The sequence below is a fragment of the Leclercia adecarboxylata genome (assembly GCF_006171285.1).
Taxonomy (GTDB): Bacteria; Pseudomonadota; Gammaproteobacteria; order Enterobacterales; family Enterobacteriaceae; genus Enterobacter; species Enterobacter barmai.
Genome location: NZ_CP040889.1, coordinates 2,953,175 through 2,972,894, shown reverse-complemented (window position 1 = coordinate 2,972,894; position 19,720 = coordinate 2,953,175). Strand labels below are relative to the sequence as shown.

Here is a 19,720-nt window from a genome sequence, read left to right as displayed (position 1 = left end):
CAGATTCCGCGTTACTTATTGGCGTCTTGATTCAGGACATCAGTCCCAGTGCGCGTTTTACCGGTCCAAAACTGCGGCGGTGGTGCTCAGTTGCGCCGTGTTCTGCCAGTCTTTCCAGATGGAAAGGGGTAGGATACCCCTTATGCTGGGCAAAGCCATACAGGGGATAAGTGAGATCCAGCGCGGCCATTTCGGCATCGCGCGTGACTTTAGCGATGATCGAGGCGGCGCTGATTTCGGCTACCCGGCTGTCGCCCTTTACCACCGCCAACGACGGCATGGGCAGCGCCGGACAACGATTACCGTCAATCAGCACATACTCCGGCACCACGCTCAGCCCGGCTACGGCACGCTGCATCGCCAGCATAGTGGCATGCAGAATGTTCAGCTCGTCGATCTCATGCGGTTCCGCACGCCCAACGCTCCAGGACAGTGCTTTCTCTTTGATTTCATCGAATAACGCCAGGCGGCGCTTTTCGGATAATTTCTTCGAATCATTCAGACCGATTATCGGCCGGGCAGGATCGAGGATCACCGCGGCAGTCACAACTGCCCCCACCAGCGGGCCACGTCCTACTTCATCCACACCCGCCACCAGATGGGTGTGAGGGTAAACAAATTCCATCATTTCGCTAACTCCAGCACCGCGTCAGCTGCCTGCTCGTCGGCATTGCAGCGGATCTGCTGATGCAGTTTCCGGAATGTGTCATGCATTTCGTGGCTGGTTTTGCCGTCTGCCAGCAGCGGCAGCAGCGCAGCGGCTAAGGCCTGCGGCTCGCACTCATCCTGCAGCAGCTCTTTCACCAGCTCGCGGCGGGCAAGCAGGTTGGGCAGGGAGACGTAATCGGTTTTCACCAGCCGTTTTGCCAGCCAGAAGGTAAAGGGCTTCATACGATAACCTACGACCATCGGGCATTTCGCCAGCATGCACTCCAGCGCAGCAGTGCCCGATGCCAGCAAGGCGGCATCGCTGGCCACCATCGCTTCACGACCTTTGCCATCTAAAAGATGAACATGCAGGTCGGGTGCAACCTCTGCCTTAATGCGCTCAAACTGCTCGCGGCGTTTGGCATTTACCAGCGGCACGACCACTTCCAGGTCAGGATAAGTCTGACGCAGGATTTGCGCGGTTTTCAGAAAATCAGCGCTGAGCATTTCCACTTCTGCACCCCGGCTCCCCGGCAGCAGGGCCAGACAGTGAGCGTCATGCGGAATGCCAAGCTGGTCACGTGCGGCATTTTTATCGGGATCAAGCGGCATGGCATCGGCCATGGTGTGACCGATAAAGCGGCACGGAACGTTGAATTTATCGTAAAACGCTTTTTCGAAAGGCAGGAAGGCCAGTACCAGATTCGTCGATCTGCCTATTTTGAAAACGCGTTTCTGTCGCCACGCCCAGACGGACGGACTGACATAGTGGATGGTTTTGATCCCCTGCTTTTTCAGATTACCTTCGAGGGTAATATTGAAATCAGGTGCATCAATACCCACAAACACATCGGGCTGAAGCTCGGTAAAACGACGCGTCAGATCGGCGCGGATATGCAGTAACCGGCGCAGGCGACCCAGCACCTCAACGATGCCCATCACCGCCAGCTCTTCCATTTCGTACCAGGCTTCACATCCTTCAGCCTGCATCAATGGACCGGCAACGCCGACAAAGCGCGCATTGGGAACGCGCGCTTTGAGCGCTCGAATCAGACCTGCACCAAGAATATCGCCGGAGGTTTCTCCGGCGACAAGGGCGATCGTAAGCGGGCGACTATCAACCATTAACGAATCAGACCACGAGTTGAGCGTGCGAAGAACTCCACGAACGCGTTCACCTCAGGATGCTGTTTCGCCAGTTCGGCAATTTCCGGCTTAGCCTCTTCCAGCGTTTTACCGTTACGGTACAACTGCTTGTAGGCGTTACGGATTGCCATAATCGCTTCACGGCTGAAACCGCGACGCTTAAGGCCTTCGATGTTAACGCCAAACGGCGTCGCATGGTTACCCTGCGCAATCACATACGGCGGGACGTCCTGCGCCACGCCGGAGCAGCCGCCGACCATCACGTGCGCACCAATGATGCAGAACTGATGGACTGCGGTCATGCCGCCAATGATGGCATGATCGTCAACTGATACGTGTCCCGCCAGCGTTGCATTGTTGGCGAGAATACAGCGGTTACCAACGGTACAGTCATGCGCGATGTGCGCGTTGACCATAAACAGGTTATCGCTGCCCACCTTCGTCAACTCACCACCCTGTACTGTGCCACGATGAATGGTGACGCTTTCGCGAATGCGGTTACGATCGCCAATTTCCACACGGGTTGGTTCGCCAGCATATTTCAGATCCTGGTTAACTTCACCGATGGAGGCGAACTGATAGATCACGTTGTCGCGGCCAATGGTCGTATGACCATTCACAACGACGTGAGATTTCAGTACGGTACCCTCACCAATTTCGACATGGGGTCCAACAATACAAAATGGACCAATGTGGACGTTAGCGCCGATAACGGCACCCTCTTCCACAATGGCGGTTGGATGAATAAAGGCGGTTTTATCAATCACGTATCAGGCCTCCCGGCTACGCGCACACATCATGGTAGCTTCGCAAACAACTTTGCCGTCAACCAGAGCTACGCCTTTGAAGCGAGTCAGGCCGCGACGCGTTTTTTCAAAAGTCACTTCCATGATCATCTGATCACCAGGCACAACCGGGCGCTTGAAGCGCGCTTCGTCGATACCTGCGAAGTAATACAGCTCACCCGGCTCCAGTTTACCAACGCTTTTAAACGCCAGAATACCGGTAGCCTGAGCCATCGCTTCCAGGATCAATACGCCCGGGAAGATAGGCTTCCCAGGGAAATGCCCCTGGAAGAATGGCTCGTTTACAGAAACATTTTTCACTGCGCGCAGAAAACGACCTTCTTCAAAATCCAGCACACGGTCTACCAGCAAAAACGGGTAGCGGTGCGGCAGAAGTTCTAAAATCTCTTCAATATGCAGAGTATGAGTGTCAGTAGTCAAAATACTCTTCCTGTCAAAATATCTGAATGGCAATAATAACACGGCCTGCCGGTTTATAAGAAAGCCGACAGGCCGGGAAGTGTGCGTTAAACGGGTGAACGCTTAGTCTTGTTGATCGATTTTGCGCTCAATGGCCTTGAGGCGCTTACTCATATCATCAATATTCATCACCAGGGCGGCAGTTTTACGCCACACCTTGTTAGGCTGCAACGGAATACCTGAGGAGTAGACGCCCGGTTCGGTGATAGGACGCATAACCATGCCCATACCGGTAACCGTGACCTTGTCGCATATTTCCATATGCCCGTTAATTACGCTGGCACCGCCAATCATACAGTAACGGCCAATCTTCAGGCTGCCAGCCATAATAACGCCACCGGCAACCGCAGTATTGTCGCCAATCACAACGTTATGTGCAATCTGGCACTGGTTATCGATGATAACACCATTACCGATAATCGTATCATCAAGCGCACCACGGTCAATTGTCGTGCAGGCGCCGATTTCGACGCGATCACCGATGATCACCCGGCCAAGTTGCGGGATCTTAATCCAGTTACCACGATCGTTGGCATAACCGAAACCATCCGAACCGATGACGGTGCTGGACTGGATCAGGCAATTTTCGCCAATTTCGATCTCATGATATACGGAGACATTGGCCCACAGGCGAGAGCCTGCACCAATTTTTGTTTTTTTACCGACGAAGCAACCGGCACCAATCACCACGTTATCGCCCAGCACCACGTCTGATTCGATAACCGCATTTGCACCAATTGATACGTTGTTACCCAGCTTCGCCGTCGGGTCAATCACCGCACTGGGTGCGATGTTTTGCGCCGGCTGCGGCGTGGTATCCAGAATTTGTGCCATACGGGCATACGTCAGGTAGGGGTTCTTCACTACCAGCGCAGCACCTGCGGCAAACGGCAAATCGTCCTGCGTCATGACGACAGCAGACGCCTGGCAAAGGGCCAGATGTTCACGGTACTTCGGGCTTACCATGAAGGTGATATTGCCTGCTTTAGCAGATTGCATGGACGCAACAGCGGTGATGACGATATCGCCATCACCGTGTAATTCTGCATCCAACTGCTGAGCTAAATCAGCGAGTCGAATTGAAGGCATTACTTATTTAACCTGTTTCAGGACATCAGCGGTGATGTCTTTAACATCGCTGCTGTTGAATGCAACGGCATTAGCATCAACAACCAGATCGATGCTCTGATCGGCAGCAACAGCTTTCACAGCGGACTGGATACGGGTAACCAGCTTGCCGCGTTCTTCGTTAGAACGACGCTGACGATCCTGCTCAAAAGCTTGCGCTTTCTGAGAGAAAGTCTGACGCTGAGCCATTACGTCTTTTTCCAGCTTGCTGCGGTCGCTCGCTTTCATGGTAGAACCATCGCGCTGCAGACGCTGCATTTTGGATTGCAGATCGTTTTCCATACCCTGCAGTTCGCTTGCACGGCTTTTGAACTCGCCTTCCAGCTTGGCAGAAACACCGGTTTTCTGCGCAACCTGCTGGAACAAGTTACCCATATTGACGATTGCAATTTTGTCCGCTGCCTGAGCAGAAGTTGCCATCGCTAAACCGAGACCTGCAGCTAATAACCACTTTTTCACAATTAACTCCTTACCATCCCATTGGTACCCGAGGGTACCGTTCTTTGCGTGGCAAGGCGATCCTGCGATCGCCAGTTGTCAGCGCTACACTGCCAACGCATTCCGTTGCAACGGACAATTACCAGGTTTTACCAATGTTAAACTGGAACTGCTCCGCTTTGTCTCCCTCGTATTTCTTAAACGGCTGGGCGTAGGAGAAGACCAACGGCCCCAGCGGTGACATCCATTGTAGTGCGAGACCGGCAGACATACGAATATTGCTCGGATCGCTGTAGTCAGGAATGCCCGCAGCTCTCGTTTCAGCCGTATTCTGCCAGTTAGTATCCCATACGGTACCTGCATCCAGGAAGAACGAGGTACGTACGGAATTGGCATACTTATCGCTGATGAACGGCGTAGGAGTAATAAACTCCAGGCTGGCGACACCCATGGCGTTACCGCCCACTGCATCATCAGAGCTACATACTTCGCTAGAAGACGCCTTATCGCAGTTATCTTCGTCGTTGCCGCCGTAGTAGGCCGCTTTCGGACCAATGTTATTGGACTGGAAGCCACGTACGGTGCTGGAACCACCGGCGTAGAAGTTCTCATAGAATGGCAGTTCTTTGCCACCTAAGCCATCGCCGTAACCCCAACGCGTACGACCCAGAACCACCCATTTATGATCTTCGTCGATCGGGAAGTAGGACGCAGTATCCAGCGTAACCTTGTAGAACTCGTTATCCGAGCCCGGGATTGTCACTTTACCGTTCAGGTTGACGCGCGAACCTTCGGTCGGGAAGAAACCACGGTCGAGGCGGTTGTACGTCCAGCCATAGTTGAAGGTGAAGTCATCGGCGGCAAAGCCGTTGTCATCATTCGAGGTGCTGGCAGGCTGTCCGATAGAGTCCAGATAACGCCACATTGCCACCTGCGGCTGCATGTTGGACAGGTCGTTATGCACATAACCTAAGCCCGCACGCAGGGTGTTGTATTCGTTGATCGGGAATCCGAGCGTACCGTCTAAGCCGTAACTTTTGTTGGTATACGAAGACAGGTCCGCATCATCCGCTTTAAAGTCGTTATAGAAAATACGACCGCCCAGACTCACACCATCAACGGTGAAGTAAGGGTTTGTCACGGAGAGTTCAGAGTAAGTCTGGTAGTCGTTTTTGGTTCCGTTGATACCGACGGAGTAACCTGTACCTAACCAGTTATCCTGCTGTACGCCCACCTGGAAGCTGACACCACTCTCTGTGCCGTAACCGACACCAAAGTTAAAGCTACCGGTGTTACGCTCTTTAACCTTGTAAACGACGTCGACCTGATCCGGTTTACCTGGAACACGCTGGGTGTCGGTATCAACCGTTTCGAAGTAGCCCAGACGGTTCAGACGCTCTTTACCCTGATCGACCAGGTCGCTGCCCAGCCAGGCTCCTTCCATCTGGCGCATTTCGCGGCGCAGTACGGCATCTTTGGAGGTATCGTTACCCTCAAAGCGGATCTTACGCACGTAGAAACGGTTGCCCGCATCGACGTTAACGTGGAGCTTAACGGTTTTATCCGTATCGTTGATTTCAGGCTGGGTCTGAACGCGCGGGTAAGCATAACCATAACGGCCGAGCAGCTTTTTAATGCCGTCTTCCATTTTGGTCACTTTCGAACCGCTATAGAGTTCACCCGGCTGCAATTTGGTCAGGCTTTCGATCTCAGCAGAGTGACCCGCCAGGTTGCCACTCACTTCAACACCTGAAAGCTTGTACTGATCGCCTTCGGTAATGTTGACCGTGATGTAGATACCCTTCTTGTCCGGCGTCAGGCTAACCTGAGTCGAGTCGATGTTGAAACGGGCATAACCACGGTCCAGATAGTAGCTGCGCAGGGTCTCGAGATCGCCCGCCAGTTTCTGTTTCTGGTATTTACGGTCGCCCACCACGTTCCACCACGGCACTTCGTCACGCAGCTGGAACGTTGAGATCAGTTCATCGGTGCTGAACGCGTGGTTACCCACGATGTTGATCTGCTGAATCTTCGCGGAAACACCTTCCTGGAAGACCAGTTTCAGATCGACACGGTTACGCGGCAGTGGCGTCACAACCGCTTTTACGCTCGCGCTGTATTTACCGACGCTGTAGTAGAAATCTTCCAGCCCTTTCTCGATATCAGACAGGGTGGTGCGATCCAGGGATTCGCCGACACGGACGCCAGAGGCCTCAAGGTTCTGCTTGAGCATATCGTCTTTCACCGACTTGTTGCCGGAGAAGGTGATGCTGGCAATTGTCGGACGCTCTTTTACCTGAACGAGCAGCGTATCACCATCGCGCAGAACGCGTACGTCCTCGAAGTTGCCGGTGGCAAACAGGGCGCGAATGGTATTACTAATGTCTTCATCATTAACCGTGTCGCCTGGGCGCACTGGCATACTGAGGAGGGCCGCACCAACGGCGACTCGCTGAAGGCCTTCGAAATGAATATCTCTCACTACGAACCCGTCAGCACCGTATACGGTCGCGCTGCTAAACAGCAGCGACGCTATGAGCAACTTTTTCATCGCCATCGTTATTATGCGTTCTTCCTAACACTCTCTTACAACCGAGAGAAATCATTGAAAAGTGCAAGCCCCATTAACAGCACCAGTAAAATCGAACCAATGCGATAACTAAAGTCTTGAACTCGCTCGGATACCGGCCCGCCTTTTAGCTTCTCTATCGCTAAAAACAGCAGATGACCCCCGTCTAAGACGGGAAGTGGGAACAGGTTGATTATCCCGAGGTTTACGCTAATGAGCGCCAAAAACATCAGATAGTAAATCACCCCGAACTCTGCTGACATCCCAGCCCCCTGAGCGATCGAGATCGGCCCACTGAGGTTGTTCAGTTTTACGTCACCGGTAATCAATTTACCCAGCATCTGCACGGTCAGCTTCATCAGTTGCCATGTTTTATCCGTGGCTTCAAGGATGGCGCTGAACGGCCCATACTGGCGTATTGTCTTGTACTCATCAGGCAGCGGGATCACTTTAGGCACCACGCCTGCGAACCCTTCAGCCTTACCGCCGCCCGGTTTGGTATCCGGAATCAACGTTAAGGAGAGCGGACTCCCCTGCCTTTCTATCTCCAGCGCCAGTGGCGTACCTGGGTTATCGCGCACCAGAGTAACAAAAGTCATCCATTGCGTTAAAGGCTGACCATCGACTTTAACGATCCTGTCGCCTGCTTGCAAACCTGCTTTACGCGCCGCTGAATCAGCCTGGACTTCTGCCAGCACCGGTTCAATCTGTGCGCCACGTGGCCGAATGCCTAATGCCGCAACGGGATCTTCTTTATCCGGCTCAAAGGTCCAGTGGCGTAAATCCAGAATTTTGTCCTGACGCTGGTCAGAACCGAAAGGCGACACGCTGACGGTCGTCTTCTCATCGCCAATTTTAGCCACCAGTTGCAACCGAACGGCATCCCAATCAGGGGTTTCGATACCATCAATTGCTTTAAGTTCCATGCCCGGATTAATTTGCGCGCTTGCCGCGATGGAGTTGGGCGTAATTTCACCAACAACCGGACGAACACCAGGGACACCGATGATAAACACCAGCCAGTAAGCAAAGATGGCGAAGATGAAGTTTGCAACCGGACCGGCAGCAATAATAGCGGCGCGCTGGCCAACCGTTTTGTTGTTGAACGCGTAGTGGCGCACTTCAGGCGCAACCGGCTCTACGCGTTCATCCAGCATTTTGACGTAGCCGCCTAAGGGGATGAGGGCAATAACAAATTCTGTGCCGTGGCGGTCGTTACGACGCCAGAGCGCTTTACCAAAGCCAATGGAAAAGCGCTCAACACGCACGCCACAGCGCCGAGCAACCCAGAAATGGCCAAATTCATGCACCGTGATTAGTACACCCAGTGCAACAATGAACGCCGCCAGATTCCAGAGAATGCTAAGCATAAAACCTTCCGTTAAATCGTCCCAAACACCAGTAAAAACAGGCAGGCAAACACGGGAACTGCTGCCGTCAGGCTGTCTATGCGATCCAGGATACCGCCGTGCCCTGGAATGAGATTGCCACTGTCTTTGATCCCTGCTTCACGCTTAAACATACTCTCGGTCAAATCACCCAGCACGGAAGCCAGCGCTGCAACGATTGAACAGACCAGTAATGTTGCCGGTGCGACCTCGAGGTTGGCCCATACACCATAACCCCAGGAGATAATCGCCGCCGTAAACAGACCGCCGATAAAGCCCTGCCAGGTTTTACCCGGGGAGACCTTCGGGGCCAGTTTATGTTTGCCAAACAGTTTACCAAACATATAGGCGCCAGAGTCAGCCCCCCAGACGAGAATCATGACATAGAGCAGCCATAACGCGCCGCTGTAAGGGTTGTCGTCGTAGTGCCAGGTACGGAGGGCAAGCATTCCCCAGAAGAAAGGAACGATGGTGAACAGCCCAAAACAGAGGCGCAACACTTTAGAGTTACGCCACAGCGAGGCAGAGCCCGGATAGAAAAGCACCAGCAGCAACGCTGCCAGCCACCATCCTAGCGAAAGCCAGAGCGAACCTGCAATGATCGGCTGATGAATATTGTGATGGTACTCTGGCAGCATAAAGAGCATCAGCGCCAGCATCAGGCCGCACAGCACCGCCAGCCATACCCGCTGGGAACGCGAGGTAAAGCCGCTAAGCTGTCCCCATTCCCACGCCGCCAGCATGCAGACGACCAGTGTGACAATAGCAAATCCCACCGGAGGCAGTAAAAACAGCGCTGCGATGACAACAGGTATTAAAACAAACGCAGAAATCAGGCGATACTTCAGCAAAAGCTACCCCCATCAGGCGTTGTCGCCACCAGGCTCGGTACCACCGAAACGACGCTCTCGATTGGCAAAGGCATGCAGCGCACCTTCAAAGTCTTGTTCATCAAAATCGGGCCAAAGAACATCTGTAAAGTAAAGTTCGGCATAGGCAATTTGCCACAGCAAAAAGTTACTGATGCGATGTTCTCCCCCTGTCCTAATTACTAAATCCACGGGTGTCAGTTCACTCATGCAGATTTGCTTGCTCAGCGCCTCTTCATCAATCTGGTCCGGCCTTATGAGCCCTTCCTGAACCTGTTCAGCCAATTGCCGCACACCCTGGACAATATCCCAACGTCCGCCATAATTCGCCGCGATATTGAGCGTTAAGCCGGTGTTTTGCCCGGTTAATGCTTCCGCTTTACGAATGCGTTCCTGCAGACGTGAGTTAAAACGACTGGTATCGCCGATAATCCGCAGGCGAACGTTGTGGCGGTGCAGGCTTTTTACTTCGCTGTCGAGCGCCCACACGAACAATTCCATCAACGCGCTAACTTCCTGCGCAGGTCGATTCCAGTTTTCACTGCTGAAAGCATAGAGCGTTAACGCGTCAATGCCGTTATTGGCGGCAAAAGAAACAGCGCGGCGCACAGATTTTGCCCCAGCTTTATGCCCAAAGGCTCGGATCTTCCCTTGTCTTTTCGCCCAGCGGCCATTGCCATCCATGATGATTGCTACATGACGACAGCCATGAGCTGGCAAGTTTTCGCTTATTGGTTGGTTCGCAGACAACATAACGCGTTTTTGGTCCCTGAAAGGATTTAACGGTACTCAGGAATACTGAAGCCTTTACGTAAAAAAGCCGTGTCATACCACGGCTTACCTGACCACGTAACGTCAACAACCCGCAATCAGGTGGCGCAGACTATATCACTGAAGCCCAACGCTAACAAATAGCATGACCACCTGCGGGTGGATTATCACCAGCTTGCGAGGTGCGTCACCGCTTTTTGCGCCGTGGCTCTGGCGTTCGCATCGACGGTCAATACGTCATCCACACTTTGCGGTTCGCGTAAATCCATCGCCTCAAGAACAGACAGGTTCAGCGTAGCGATATCGGTAAAGCGGATCCGATTATCGAGGAAGGCGGCGACAGCGATTTCGTTCGCCGCGTTGAGTGCGGTCGTTGCCGCCTGCCCCTGCTCGAAGGCTTCCATCGCCAGCTTCAGGCACGGATAGCGCTGATAATCAGGCGCACTGAACGTCAGCGCACTCAGCTTACAGAAATCGAGCGGCTTAACGCCTGAAAGCACGCGGTTCGGCCAGGCCATGGTATGGGCGATAGGCGTACGCATATCGGGTTCACCTAACTGTGCCATCACGCTGCCATCACGATAACGTACCATGGAGTGGATCACCGACTGCGGGTGAATCAACACTTCCATCTGCGCTGCCGAGGCGTTGAACAACCAGCGGGCTTCAATATATTCCAGACCTTTATTCATCATGGTGGCCGAATCAACGGAAATTTTACGCCCCATCGACCAGTTCGGGTGACGGCATGCCTGATCCGGGGTCATTGAGACCAGTTCAGACAGCGGTATGTCACGGAACGGGCCACCAGACCCGGTAAGCAGGATAGAAGAGACGCCATTCTGCTCGAGATCAGCGTACCCCAGGTTCTCCTGAAACGGTTGCGGTAAACTCTGAAAAATCGCGTTATGTTCGCTATCTACCGGCAAAAGTCGCGCGCCATTGCGCTTCACGGCGTCCATAAACAGGCGGCCACAGGTCACCAGCGACTCTTTGTTTGCCAGCAAAACGGATTTTCCGGCATCGATGGCGGCAAGCGTCGGCAGCAGTCCCGCCGCACCCACGATAGCGGCCATTACCTGGTCGACGTCATCCAGCGCGGCCATTTCGCAGGCAGCCTCTGGCCCGCTTAACACCTCGGTGCGACTCCCCTTCTCCACCAGCAACGCCTTAACCTGCCGGGCGCTCGCTTCATCATCCATCACCGCATAGCGCGGGGTAAACTCCAGACACTGTTCCACCATACGGTGAACATTTTTGCCTGCGACAAGGGCGGCCACCGCGTAGTGGTCTGGGTTATGGCGAACAACATCGAGAGTGCTGCAACCAATGGAGCCGGTCGAGCCAAGGAGAGTTAATTGCTTCATGAGATGCCCGGAATAGTGAACCAGAAAAGCAAAACGCCGCCAGCAAAGCCCAAAGGCCTTCTGTACGGCGTTTTATCAGATTACGACAGAAATCAGAACTGCATCAGCTCTGCTTCTTTTTCTGCCAGCGCCGCGTCAATTTTCTTGATAGCGGCATCAGTCAGTTTCTGAACGTCGTCCTGAGAACGGCGATCGTCGTCTTCACTGATCTCTTTCTCTTTCAGCAGCGCCTTTACTTTATCGTTCGCGTCACGACGAACGTTACGCACGGAAACACGGCCCTGCTCGGCTTCACCACGAACCACTTTGATCAGGTCTTTACGACGCTCTTCGGTCAGCGGTGGCAGCGGAACGCGAATATCGGTGCCTGCTGAGCTTGGGTTCAGACCCAGATCGGACGCCATGATCGCTTTCTCAACGGCCGGACCCATAGAGCGGTCGAACACGTTGATTTTCAGCGTACGGGTATCTTCAACCGTAACCTGCGCCAACTGACGCAGCGGCGTTGGCGTACCGTAGTATTCCACGACGATGCCATCCAGCAGGCTTGGAGAAGCACGGCCAGTACGAATTTTGCTGATTTGGGTTTTGAACGCTTCTACACATTTGTCCATGCGTACTTCAGCATCTTTTCTGATGTCGTTAATCACGTTACGAATCCTTGAAAACTTGTCTCAGGCAGACTATCCGCCAGCACAGCTGCTACAGGTGTGCTAAGTATAGTCGCGTTTAATTCATGACAACGCCAAAGGCGCGTCCAGGTAAGATATCACTACAATGTAGAGCGGAATCTTACCTGTATTTATCGTCAACGGAAATTACTCCGTGATCAAAGTGCCTTCTTTTTCGCCCATAACAACGCGGCGCAGTGCGCCAGGCTTGTTCATGTTGAAGACACGAATCGGCAATTTGTGGTCGCGGGCCAGCGTGAAGGCGGCAAGATCCATCACTTTCAGCTCTTTATCCAGTACTTCGCTGTAGGTCAGCTGATCGTACATGGTTGCAGCAGGATCTTTTGCCGGATCGGCAGTAAACACGCCATCCACTTTGGTGGCTTTCAGTACCACATCGGCTTCGATTTCGATACCGCGCAGGCAGGCTGCGGAGTCGGTCGTAAAGAACGGATTACCCGTACCGGCGGAGAGGATCACCACGCGGTTATTGCGCAGCAGGCTGATCGCTTCGGCCCAGCTGTAGTTATCACATACGCCATTCAGCGGAATAGCGGACATCAGGCGCGCATTCACATAGGCACGATGCAGGGCATCACGCATTGCCAGGCCATTCATGACCGTTGCCAGCATACCCATGTGATCGCCCACAACGCGGTTCATGCCGGCTTTTGCCAGACCTGCGCCACGGAAAAGGTTACCACCGCCAATGACTACGCCAACCTGGATGCCCAGTTCAACCAGTTCTTTGATCTCCTGCGCCATGCGGTCAAGGATGCTTGCGTCAATACCGAAGCCTTCCGACCCCTGCAGCGCTTCGCCACTCAGCTTAAGCAGAATGCGTTTGTAAACGGGTTTTGCATTGGTAGCCATATTTCTTTCCTGGGACTGTCAACGATTAAGATGGGGGTTAATTCTGGCGACATGTTATATCGCAATTCAACACAGACTCTATAGGCGCCTGGCTGATTTACACAGACGTACACAAAAAGAAGCCGCCCTCAGGCGGCTTCTTTTCGCTGATTAAGACTGCTTGGACATTGCAGCAACTTCTGCTGCGAAGTCAGTCTCAACTTTCTCGATGCCTTCGCCCACTTCGAAGCGGATGAAGCCAGTTACGTCAGCGTTGTGCTCTTTCAGCAGCTGAGCAACAGTTTTGCTTGGATCCATAACGAATGGCTGGCCAGTCAGAGAAACTTCGCCGGTGAATTTCTTCATGCGGCCTTCAACCATTTTCTCTGCGATTTCTTTTGGCTTGCCAGACTGCATGGCGATGTCCAGCTGAACCTGGTACTCTTTTTCTACTACTTCAGCAGACACGTCTTCTGGCTTAACGAATTCTGGTTTGCTTGCAGCGATGTGCATTGCCAGCTGTTTAACCAGCTCTTCGTCAGCGCCTTTAGCAGCAACCAGAACACCGATACGTGCGCCGTGCTGGTATGAACCCAGAACGTCGCCTTCCAGAGAAGAAACGCGACGGATGTTGATGTTCTCACCGATTTTAGCAACCAGAGCAACACGTTCTTCTTCGAACTGTGCTTTCAGAACTTCAACGTCAGTGATTTTGCCAGCAATAGCTGCGTCCAGAACTTTGTTAGCAAATGCCTGGAAACCGCCATCTTTAGCAACGAAGTCAGTCTGGCAGTTAACTTCCAGAATGATGCCGTAGGTGCCGTCGATCTTAGTGATGATCACGCCGTCAGCAGCAACGTTGCCTGCTTTCTTAGCTGCTTTGATCGCACCGGATTTACGCATGTTTTCGATTGCCAGCTCGATGTCGCCGTTTGCTTCAGTCAGCGCTTTTTTGCAATCCATCATGCCTGCGCCAGTACGCTCACGCAGCTCTTTTACCAGGGATGCGGTAATTTCAGCCATTCTTAAATCCTCGGGAGATGTGAACTGCCCGGCCAGCGGCCAAACAGTATAAATTGAAAAAAGGGGCCGATAATGGGCCCCTATTCATACACGGTACTAATAAGGGGTAGAACCTTATTATTCAGCTTCTACGAAGCTTTCTTCCGCCTGAGAAGCCAGATCCTGGGAACGGCCTTCACGAACGGTAGCAGCTACAGCGCTCAGGTACAGGCTAACAGCACGGATTGCATCGTCGTTACCCGGGATAACGAAGTCAACACCGTCCGGATCGGAGTTGGTATCAACGATTGCGAATACTGGGATACCCAGGTTGTTAGCTTCTTTGATTGCGATGTGCTCGTGGTCAGCATCGATTACGAACAGCGCGTCTGGCAGGCCGCCCATATCTTTGATACCGCCCAGGCTGTTTTCCAGCTTGTCCAGCTCACGAGTGCGCATCAGCGCTTCTTTTTTGGTCAGCTTTTCGAAAGTACCGTCCTGAGACTGGGTTTCCAGATCTTTCAGGCGCTTGATAGACTGACGAACGGTTTTCCAGTTAGTCAGCATACCGCCCAGCCAGCGATGGTTCACGAAGAACTGGTCGCAGCTGTTAGCAGCTTCTTTCACAGCTTCGCTTGCAGCGCGCTTAGTACCAACGAACAGAATCTTACCTTTACGGGAAGAGATCTTGTTCAGCTCAGCCAGGGCTTCGTTGAACATTGGTACAGTTTTCTCAAGGTTGATGATGTGAACTTTGTTACGTGCGCCGAAGATGAAAGGCTTCATTTTCGGGTTCCAGTAACGGGTCTGGTGACCGAAGTGAACACCAGCCTTGAGCATGTCGCGCATGGAAACAGTTGCCATGTTTTAAAACCTCTATTTAAAAGTTGGGGTTATGCCTCCACGTATCCCATATTACCGACCCCAAAGGGCACCCCGGAATATGTGCCGATACGTGTGTGTTGTTACACAAAGTGAGATTTGTCGCTCCCGTCCATCCTGTGTATCTGAAATGGATCGGAAGTCCGGCGCGCTTTATACCACAAAACGCTACCCGAAACCAACAATTGTTGGCCGTGTGTGCGGTAAAGGAATCTCAATTTGGCAGCATGTGCGCCAGACTGATACCATTGACAACACTTAGACTAGTATTGTCGAAAAAAACGACACTGATGGACAGATTACATGGCTATCTCTATTAAGACACCTGAAGAAATTGAAAAGATGCGCGTCGCCGGTCGTCTGGCCGCTGAAGTGCTGGAAATGATCGAGCCATTCGTTAAGCCTGGCGTCAGCACCGGCGAGCTGGATCGTATCTGTAACGACTATATCGTGAACGAGCAACATGCGGTTTCCGCCTGCCTCGGCTATCACGGCTTCCCGAAATCCGTTTGCATCTCTATTAATGAAGTGGTCTGCCACGGCATTCCGGATGACGAAAAACTGCTGAAAGATGGCGATATCGTAAACATCGACGTCACCGTCATTAAAGATGAATACCACGGTGACACCTCTAAGATGTTCATCGTCGGTAAACCGACCATTCTGGGTGAGCGTCTGTGCAAAGTGACCCAGGAGAGCCTCTACCTGGCGCTGAAGATGGTTAAACCCGGCATTCGCCTGCGTACCCTTGGTGCGGCTATCCAGAAATTCGTTGAAGCCCAGGGCTTCTCTGTGGTGCGCGAATACTGCGGTCACGGCATTGGCCGTGTCTTCCACGAAGAGCCACAGGTTCTGCACTATGATGCCGATGACGGCGGCGTGGTGCTGCAGGCGGGCATGACCTTTACCATCGAGCCGATGGTCAACTCAGGTGATTACCGCATCCGTACCATGAAAGACGGCTGGACGGTGAAAACCAAAGACCGGAGCTTGTCTGCCCAGTACGAGCATACTATTGTGGTGACAGACAACGGCTGCGAAATTCTGACGTTACGCAAGGATGACACCATCCCGGCGATACTCTCGCAAGACGCATGATAAGAAGCCGGCAAATGCCGGCTTTTTTAATGGCTATCGTTTTTTCTTATGGGTGGCGCGCAATGAGTAACCTTTTACCCGAACAGTATGCCAATACGGCACTCCCCACCCTGCCTGGCCAGCCGGATAACCCCGGCGTCTGGCCCACGGCCGAGCTGACCTGCGCGGGCATCAAAGCGCATATCGACATTTTTCAGCGCTGGCTGGGTGACGCCTTTGACAGCGGGATCTCCGCCGAAGCGCTGATTGAAGCCCGCACGGAATTTATTGACCAGCTTCTGCAGCGTTTATGGATTGATTACGGTTTTGGTCAGTTAGGCGACGTGGCGCTGGTGGCCGTCGGCGGCTATGGCCGTGGCGAACTGCACCCGCTGTCGGATATCGATCTGCTGATCCTGAGTCGCAAAAAGCTGCCTGATGAACAGGCGCAAAAAATCGGCGAACTGCTGACCCTGCTGTGGGACGTCAAGCTGGAGGTCGGCCACAGCGTACGCACCCTGGAAGAGTGTCTGCTGGAGGGGCTGTCCGATCTCACCGTCGCCACTAACCTGATTGAATCACGCCTGCTGATCGGCGACGTCGCGCTCTTCCTCGAGCTACAAAAGCACATCTTCAGCGACGGCTTCTGGCCGTCGGAGAAGTTCTTCGCCGCGAAGGTCGATGAACAGCAGGTGCGCCACCAGCGCTACCACGGCACCAGCTACAACCTGGAGCCCGACATAAAAAGCAGCCCGGGCGGCCTGCGCGATATCCATACCCTGCAGTGGGTGGCCCGCCGCCATTTCGGCGCCACCTCGCTGGATGAGATGGTCGGCTTTGGTTTTCTCACCGAAGCGGAGCGCACCGAGCTGAATGAGTGTCTGCATCTGCTGTGGCGCATCCGTTTTGCGTTGCATCTGGAAGTGACCCGCTACGACAACCGCCTGCTGTTTGACCGTCAGTTAAGCGTCGCCCAGCGCCTGCACTACAGCGGTGAAGGCAACGAACCGGTTGAGCAGATGATGAAGGATTTCTTCCGCGTCACCCGCCGCGTGGGCGAGCTGAACCAGATGCTGTTGCAGCTGTTTGATGAGGCCATCCTCGCCCTGACCGCCGATGAAAAACCGCGCCCGATTGATGATGAATTCCAGCTGCGCGGCGCGCTGATCGACCTGCGCGACGAGACGCTGTTTATCCGCAAACCGGAAGCGATCCTGCGGATGTTCTACGCCATGGTGCGTAACAGCTCCATTACCGGGATCTACTCCACCACCCTGCGTCATCTGCGCCACGCCCGCCGCCATCTTACTCAGCCGCTGTGCTACATCCCCGAGGCGCGCTCGCTGTTTCTGAGCATGCTGCGTCATCCGGGCGCGGTAAGACGCGGGCTGCTGCCGATGCACCGTCACAGCGTGCTCTGGGCCTATATGCCGCAGTGGTCGCATATTGTCGGTCAGATGCAGTTTGACCTTTTCCATGCCTATACCGTTGATGAACACACCATCCGCGTGATGCTGAAGCTGGAAAGTTTTGCTCAGGAGGAGGTGCGCAGCCGCCACCCGCTCTGCGTTGAGCTCTGGCCTCGCCTGACCAACCCGGAGCTGATCCTGATTGCCGCCCTGTTCCACGACATCGCCAAAGGGCGCGGCGGCGACCATTCGGTCCTCGGCGCGGAAGACGTCCTGAAATTCGCCGAGCTACACGGGCTTAATTCACGTGAAACGCAGCTGGTGGCCTGGCTGGTTCGTCACCATCTGCTGATGTCCGTGACCGCCCAGCGTCGTGATATTCAGGATCCGGAAGTGATCAAGCAGTTCGCCGAAGCGGTGCAGACGGAGAACCGCCTGCGTTTCCTGGTCTGCCTGACGGTAGCCGACATCTGCGCCACCAACGAAACGCTGTGGAACAGCTGGAAGCAGAGCCTGCTGCGCGAGCTCTATTTCGCTACCGAAAAACAGCTGCGTCGCGGAATGCAGAGCACGCCGGACATGCGTGAGCGCGTGCGCCATCACCAGATGCAGGCTCTGGCGCTGTTGCGGATGGAAAATATCAAAGAGGAGGCGCTGCATCTGATTTGGGCCCGCTGTCGCGCCAACTATTTTGTCCGTCACAGTCCAAACCAGCTGGCCTGGCACGCGCGCCATCTGCTGCAGCACGATCTGACGAAGCCGCTGATCCTGCTGAGCCCGCAGGCGACCCGTGGTGGAACCGAGATTTTCATCTGGAGCCCCGACCGCCCTTACCTCTTCGCGGCGGTGTGTGCTGAACTCGACAGACGTAACCTTAGCGTGCACGACGCGCAGATCTTCACGACCCGCGACGGCATGGCGATGGATACCTTTATTGTACTGGAGCCGGACGGCAGCCCGCTGTCGGCCGACCGACACGAGCCCATTCGCTACGGACTAGAGCAGGCGATTACCCAGCGCAGCTGGCAGCCACCGCAGCCGCGTCGACAGCCGGCAAAACTGCGCCACTTTACCGTCGATACCGAGGTCAATTTCCTGCCGACCCATACCGACCGTAAATCGTTCCTGGAGCTGATCGCGCTCGACCAGCCTGGGCTCCTCGCCCGGGTCGGGCAGGTTTTTGCCGATCTGGGAATTTCGCTGCACGGCGCCAGAATTACAACCATTGGCGAGCGAGTAGAAGATTTATTTATAATCGCCACCGCCGACCGTCGTGGGCTTAATAATGCCCTGCAACAGGAAGTGCAACAACGGTTGACAGCAGCCCTCAATCCAAACGATAAAGGGTGATGTTTTTTTTTACCTGGAAAGAGTTGAACTATGCAGCAGTTACAGAACGTTATTGAGTCCGCTTTTGAGCGTCGCGCCGACATTACGCCGGCAAATGTAGACACCGTGACCCGTGAGGCGGTAAATCAGGTTATTTCTCTGCTTGATTCCGGCGCACTGCGTGTAGCGGAAAAAATCGACGGTCAGTGGGTCACTCATCAGTGGCTGAAGAAAGCGGTACTGCTCTCTTTCCGTATTAACGATAACCAGGTTATCGACGGTGCGGAAAGCCGCTACTTCGATAAAGTACCCATGAAATTCGCTGATTACGACGAAGCGCGTTTCCAGAAAGAAGGTTTCCGCGTGGTGCCACCGGCAGCTGTTCGTCAGGGTGCATTCATTGCCCGTAACACCGTGCTGATGCCATCTTACGTGAACATCGGTGCTTACGTTGACGAAGGTACCATGGTGGATACCTGGGCGACCGTAGGTTCCTGCGCGCAGATCGGCAAAAACGTCCACCTCTCCGGCGGCGTGGGTATCGGTGGTGTTCTTGAGCCGCTGCAGGCGAACCCAACCATCATCGAAGACAACTGCTTCATCGGCGCACGTTCCGAAGTGGTTGAAGGCGTGATCGTCGAAGAAGGCTCCGTGATCTCCATGGGCGTCTACATCGGCCAGAGCACCCGTATTTACGATCGTGAAACCGGTGAAGTGCATTACGGTCGCGTACCGGCGGGTTCCGTGGTGGTTTCCGGCAACCTGCCATCAAAAGATGGCAAATACAGCCTGTACTGTGCGGTAATCGTCAAAAAAGTCGATGCGAAAACCCGCGGCAAAGTGGGCATCAACGAACTGCTGCGTACCATCGATTAATCGGGTATAACAAAAAGCGGGGGCAACCCCGCT

General features: G+C 53.9%; 18 protein-coding genes. 3 read left to right on the top strand and 15 right to left on the bottom strand.

The window, feature by feature from the left end; all coding sequences use genetic code 11:
• Positions 1 to 31: 31 nt before the first annotated feature.
• From rnhB to rpsB, 15 genes are all read right to left on the bottom strand, one after another.
• Positions 32 to 628 carry a ribonuclease HII gene (gene rnhB, locus FHN83_RS15930; protein WP_039030300.1) on the bottom strand — a complete coding sequence of 199 codons (597 nt, stop codon included), beginning with the start codon at positions 626 to 628 and terminating at the stop codon, positions 32 to 34.
• Positions 625 to 1,773, bottom strand: coding sequence for a lipid-A-disaccharide synthase (gene lpxB, locus FHN83_RS15925; RefSeq protein WP_139564357.1), 1,149 nt, complete (start codon positions 1,771 to 1,773; stop codon positions 625 to 627). Before lpxB ends, rnhB begins: the two co-directional genes overlap by 4 nt.
• Complete coding sequence (gene lpxA / locus FHN83_RS15920) at positions 1,773 to 2,561, bottom strand: acyl-ACP--UDP-N-acetylglucosamine O-acyltransferase (protein WP_032616625.1); 789 nt, start codon at positions 2,559 to 2,561, stop codon at positions 1,773 to 1,775. Before lpxA ends, lpxB begins: the two co-directional genes overlap by 1 nt.
• A 3-nt stretch (positions 2,562 to 2,564) precedes the next feature.
• Entirely contained in the window at positions 2,565 to 3,020 is a 456-nt protein-coding gene (gene fabZ / locus FHN83_RS15915) for a 3-hydroxyacyl-ACP dehydratase FabZ (RefSeq protein ID WP_007373234.1), read from the bottom strand.
• A gap of 102 nt (positions 3,021 to 3,122) precedes the next feature.
• Entirely contained in the window at positions 3,123 to 4,148 is a 1,026-nt protein-coding gene (gene lpxD, locus FHN83_RS15910; RefSeq protein ID WP_039030302.1) for a UDP-3-O-(3-hydroxymyristoyl)glucosamine N-acyltransferase, read from the bottom strand.
• A gap of 3 nt (positions 4,149 to 4,151) precedes the next feature.
• On the bottom strand, positions 4,152 to 4,646 hold the full coding sequence (gene skp / locus FHN83_RS15905; protein WP_039030303.1) for a molecular chaperone Skp: 495 nt from the start codon (positions 4,644 to 4,646) through the stop codon (positions 4,152 to 4,154).
• 118 nt (positions 4,647 to 4,764) lie between these two features.
• Complete coding sequence (gene bamA, locus FHN83_RS15900; protein ID WP_039030304.1) at positions 4,765 to 7,182, bottom strand: outer membrane protein assembly factor BamA; 2,418 nt, start codon at positions 7,180 to 7,182, stop codon at positions 4,765 to 4,767.
• Positions 7,183 to 7,211: 29 nt separating this feature from the next.
• Complete coding sequence (gene rseP, locus FHN83_RS15895) at positions 7,212 to 8,564, bottom strand: sigma E protease regulator RseP (protein ID WP_039030305.1); 1,353 nt, start codon at positions 8,562 to 8,564, stop codon at positions 7,212 to 7,214.
• 11 nt (positions 8,565 to 8,575) lie between these two features.
• Positions 8,576 to 9,433 (bottom strand): phosphatidate cytidylyltransferase, encoded by an 858-nt coding sequence (gene cdsA, locus FHN83_RS15890; protein ID WP_039030306.1) that lies wholly within the window; start codon positions 9,431 to 9,433, stop codon positions 8,576 to 8,578.
• 12 nt (positions 9,434 to 9,445) lie between these two features.
• Positions 9,446 to 10,204: a (2E,6E)-farnesyl-diphosphate-specific ditrans,polycis-undecaprenyl-diphosphate synthase gene (gene ispU / locus FHN83_RS15885; protein WP_039030307.1), complete on the bottom strand. Its 759-nt coding sequence runs from the start codon at positions 10,202 to 10,204 to the stop codon at positions 9,446 to 9,448.
• Positions 10,205 to 10,389: 185 nt separating this feature from the next.
• Positions 10,390 to 11,589: a 1-deoxy-D-xylulose-5-phosphate reductoisomerase gene (ispC, locus tag FHN83_RS15880; protein ID WP_039030308.1), complete on the bottom strand. Its 1,200-nt coding sequence runs from the start codon at positions 11,587 to 11,589 to the stop codon at positions 10,390 to 10,392.
• Positions 11,590 to 11,681: 92 nt separating this feature from the next.
• The gene (frr, locus tag FHN83_RS15875) at positions 11,682 to 12,239 is read right to left on the bottom strand and encodes a ribosome recycling factor (protein WP_039030309.1); all 558 of its coding nucleotides are present in this window, start codon (positions 12,237 to 12,239) and stop codon (positions 11,682 to 11,684) included.
• Between the two features lie 168 nt (positions 12,240 to 12,407).
• A complete protein-coding gene (gene pyrH, locus FHN83_RS15870; protein WP_032616613.1) occupies positions 12,408 to 13,133 on the bottom strand; it encodes a UMP kinase in 726 nt (241 codons plus the stop codon).
• A gap of 150 nt (positions 13,134 to 13,283) precedes the next feature.
• Positions 13,284 to 14,135 carry a translation elongation factor Ts gene (gene tsf, locus FHN83_RS15865; RefSeq protein ID WP_039030310.1) on the bottom strand — a complete coding sequence of 284 codons (852 nt, stop codon included), beginning with the start codon at positions 14,133 to 14,135 and terminating at the stop codon, positions 13,284 to 13,286.
• A 117-nt stretch (positions 14,136 to 14,252) separates the two neighbouring features.
• Positions 14,253 to 14,978 carry a 30S ribosomal protein S2 gene (rpsB, locus tag FHN83_RS15860; RefSeq protein ID WP_032616611.1) on the bottom strand — a complete coding sequence of 242 codons (726 nt, stop codon included), beginning with the start codon at positions 14,976 to 14,978 and terminating at the stop codon, positions 14,253 to 14,255.
• Between the two features lie 321 nt (positions 14,979 to 15,299).
• Between rpsB and map the strand changes: the two genes are divergently transcribed.
• From map to dapD, 3 genes are all read left to right on the top strand, one after another.
• A complete protein-coding gene (gene map, locus FHN83_RS15855; protein ID WP_138370465.1) occupies positions 15,300 to 16,094 on the top strand; it encodes a type I methionyl aminopeptidase in 795 nt (264 codons plus the stop codon).
• 62 nt (positions 16,095 to 16,156) lie between these two features.
• Positions 16,157 to 18,832, top strand: a complete 2,676-nt coding sequence (glnD, locus tag FHN83_RS15850) for a bifunctional uridylyltransferase/uridylyl-removing protein GlnD (RefSeq protein ID WP_139564356.1) — start codon at positions 16,157 to 16,159, stop codon at positions 18,830 to 18,832.
• A 30-nt stretch (positions 18,833 to 18,862) separates the two neighbouring features.
• A complete protein-coding gene (gene dapD, locus FHN83_RS15845; RefSeq protein ID WP_039030312.1) occupies positions 18,863 to 19,687 on the top strand; it encodes a 2,3,4,5-tetrahydropyridine-2,6-dicarboxylate N-succinyltransferase in 825 nt (274 codons plus the stop codon).
• Positions 19,688 to 19,720: the final 33 nt, after the last annotated feature.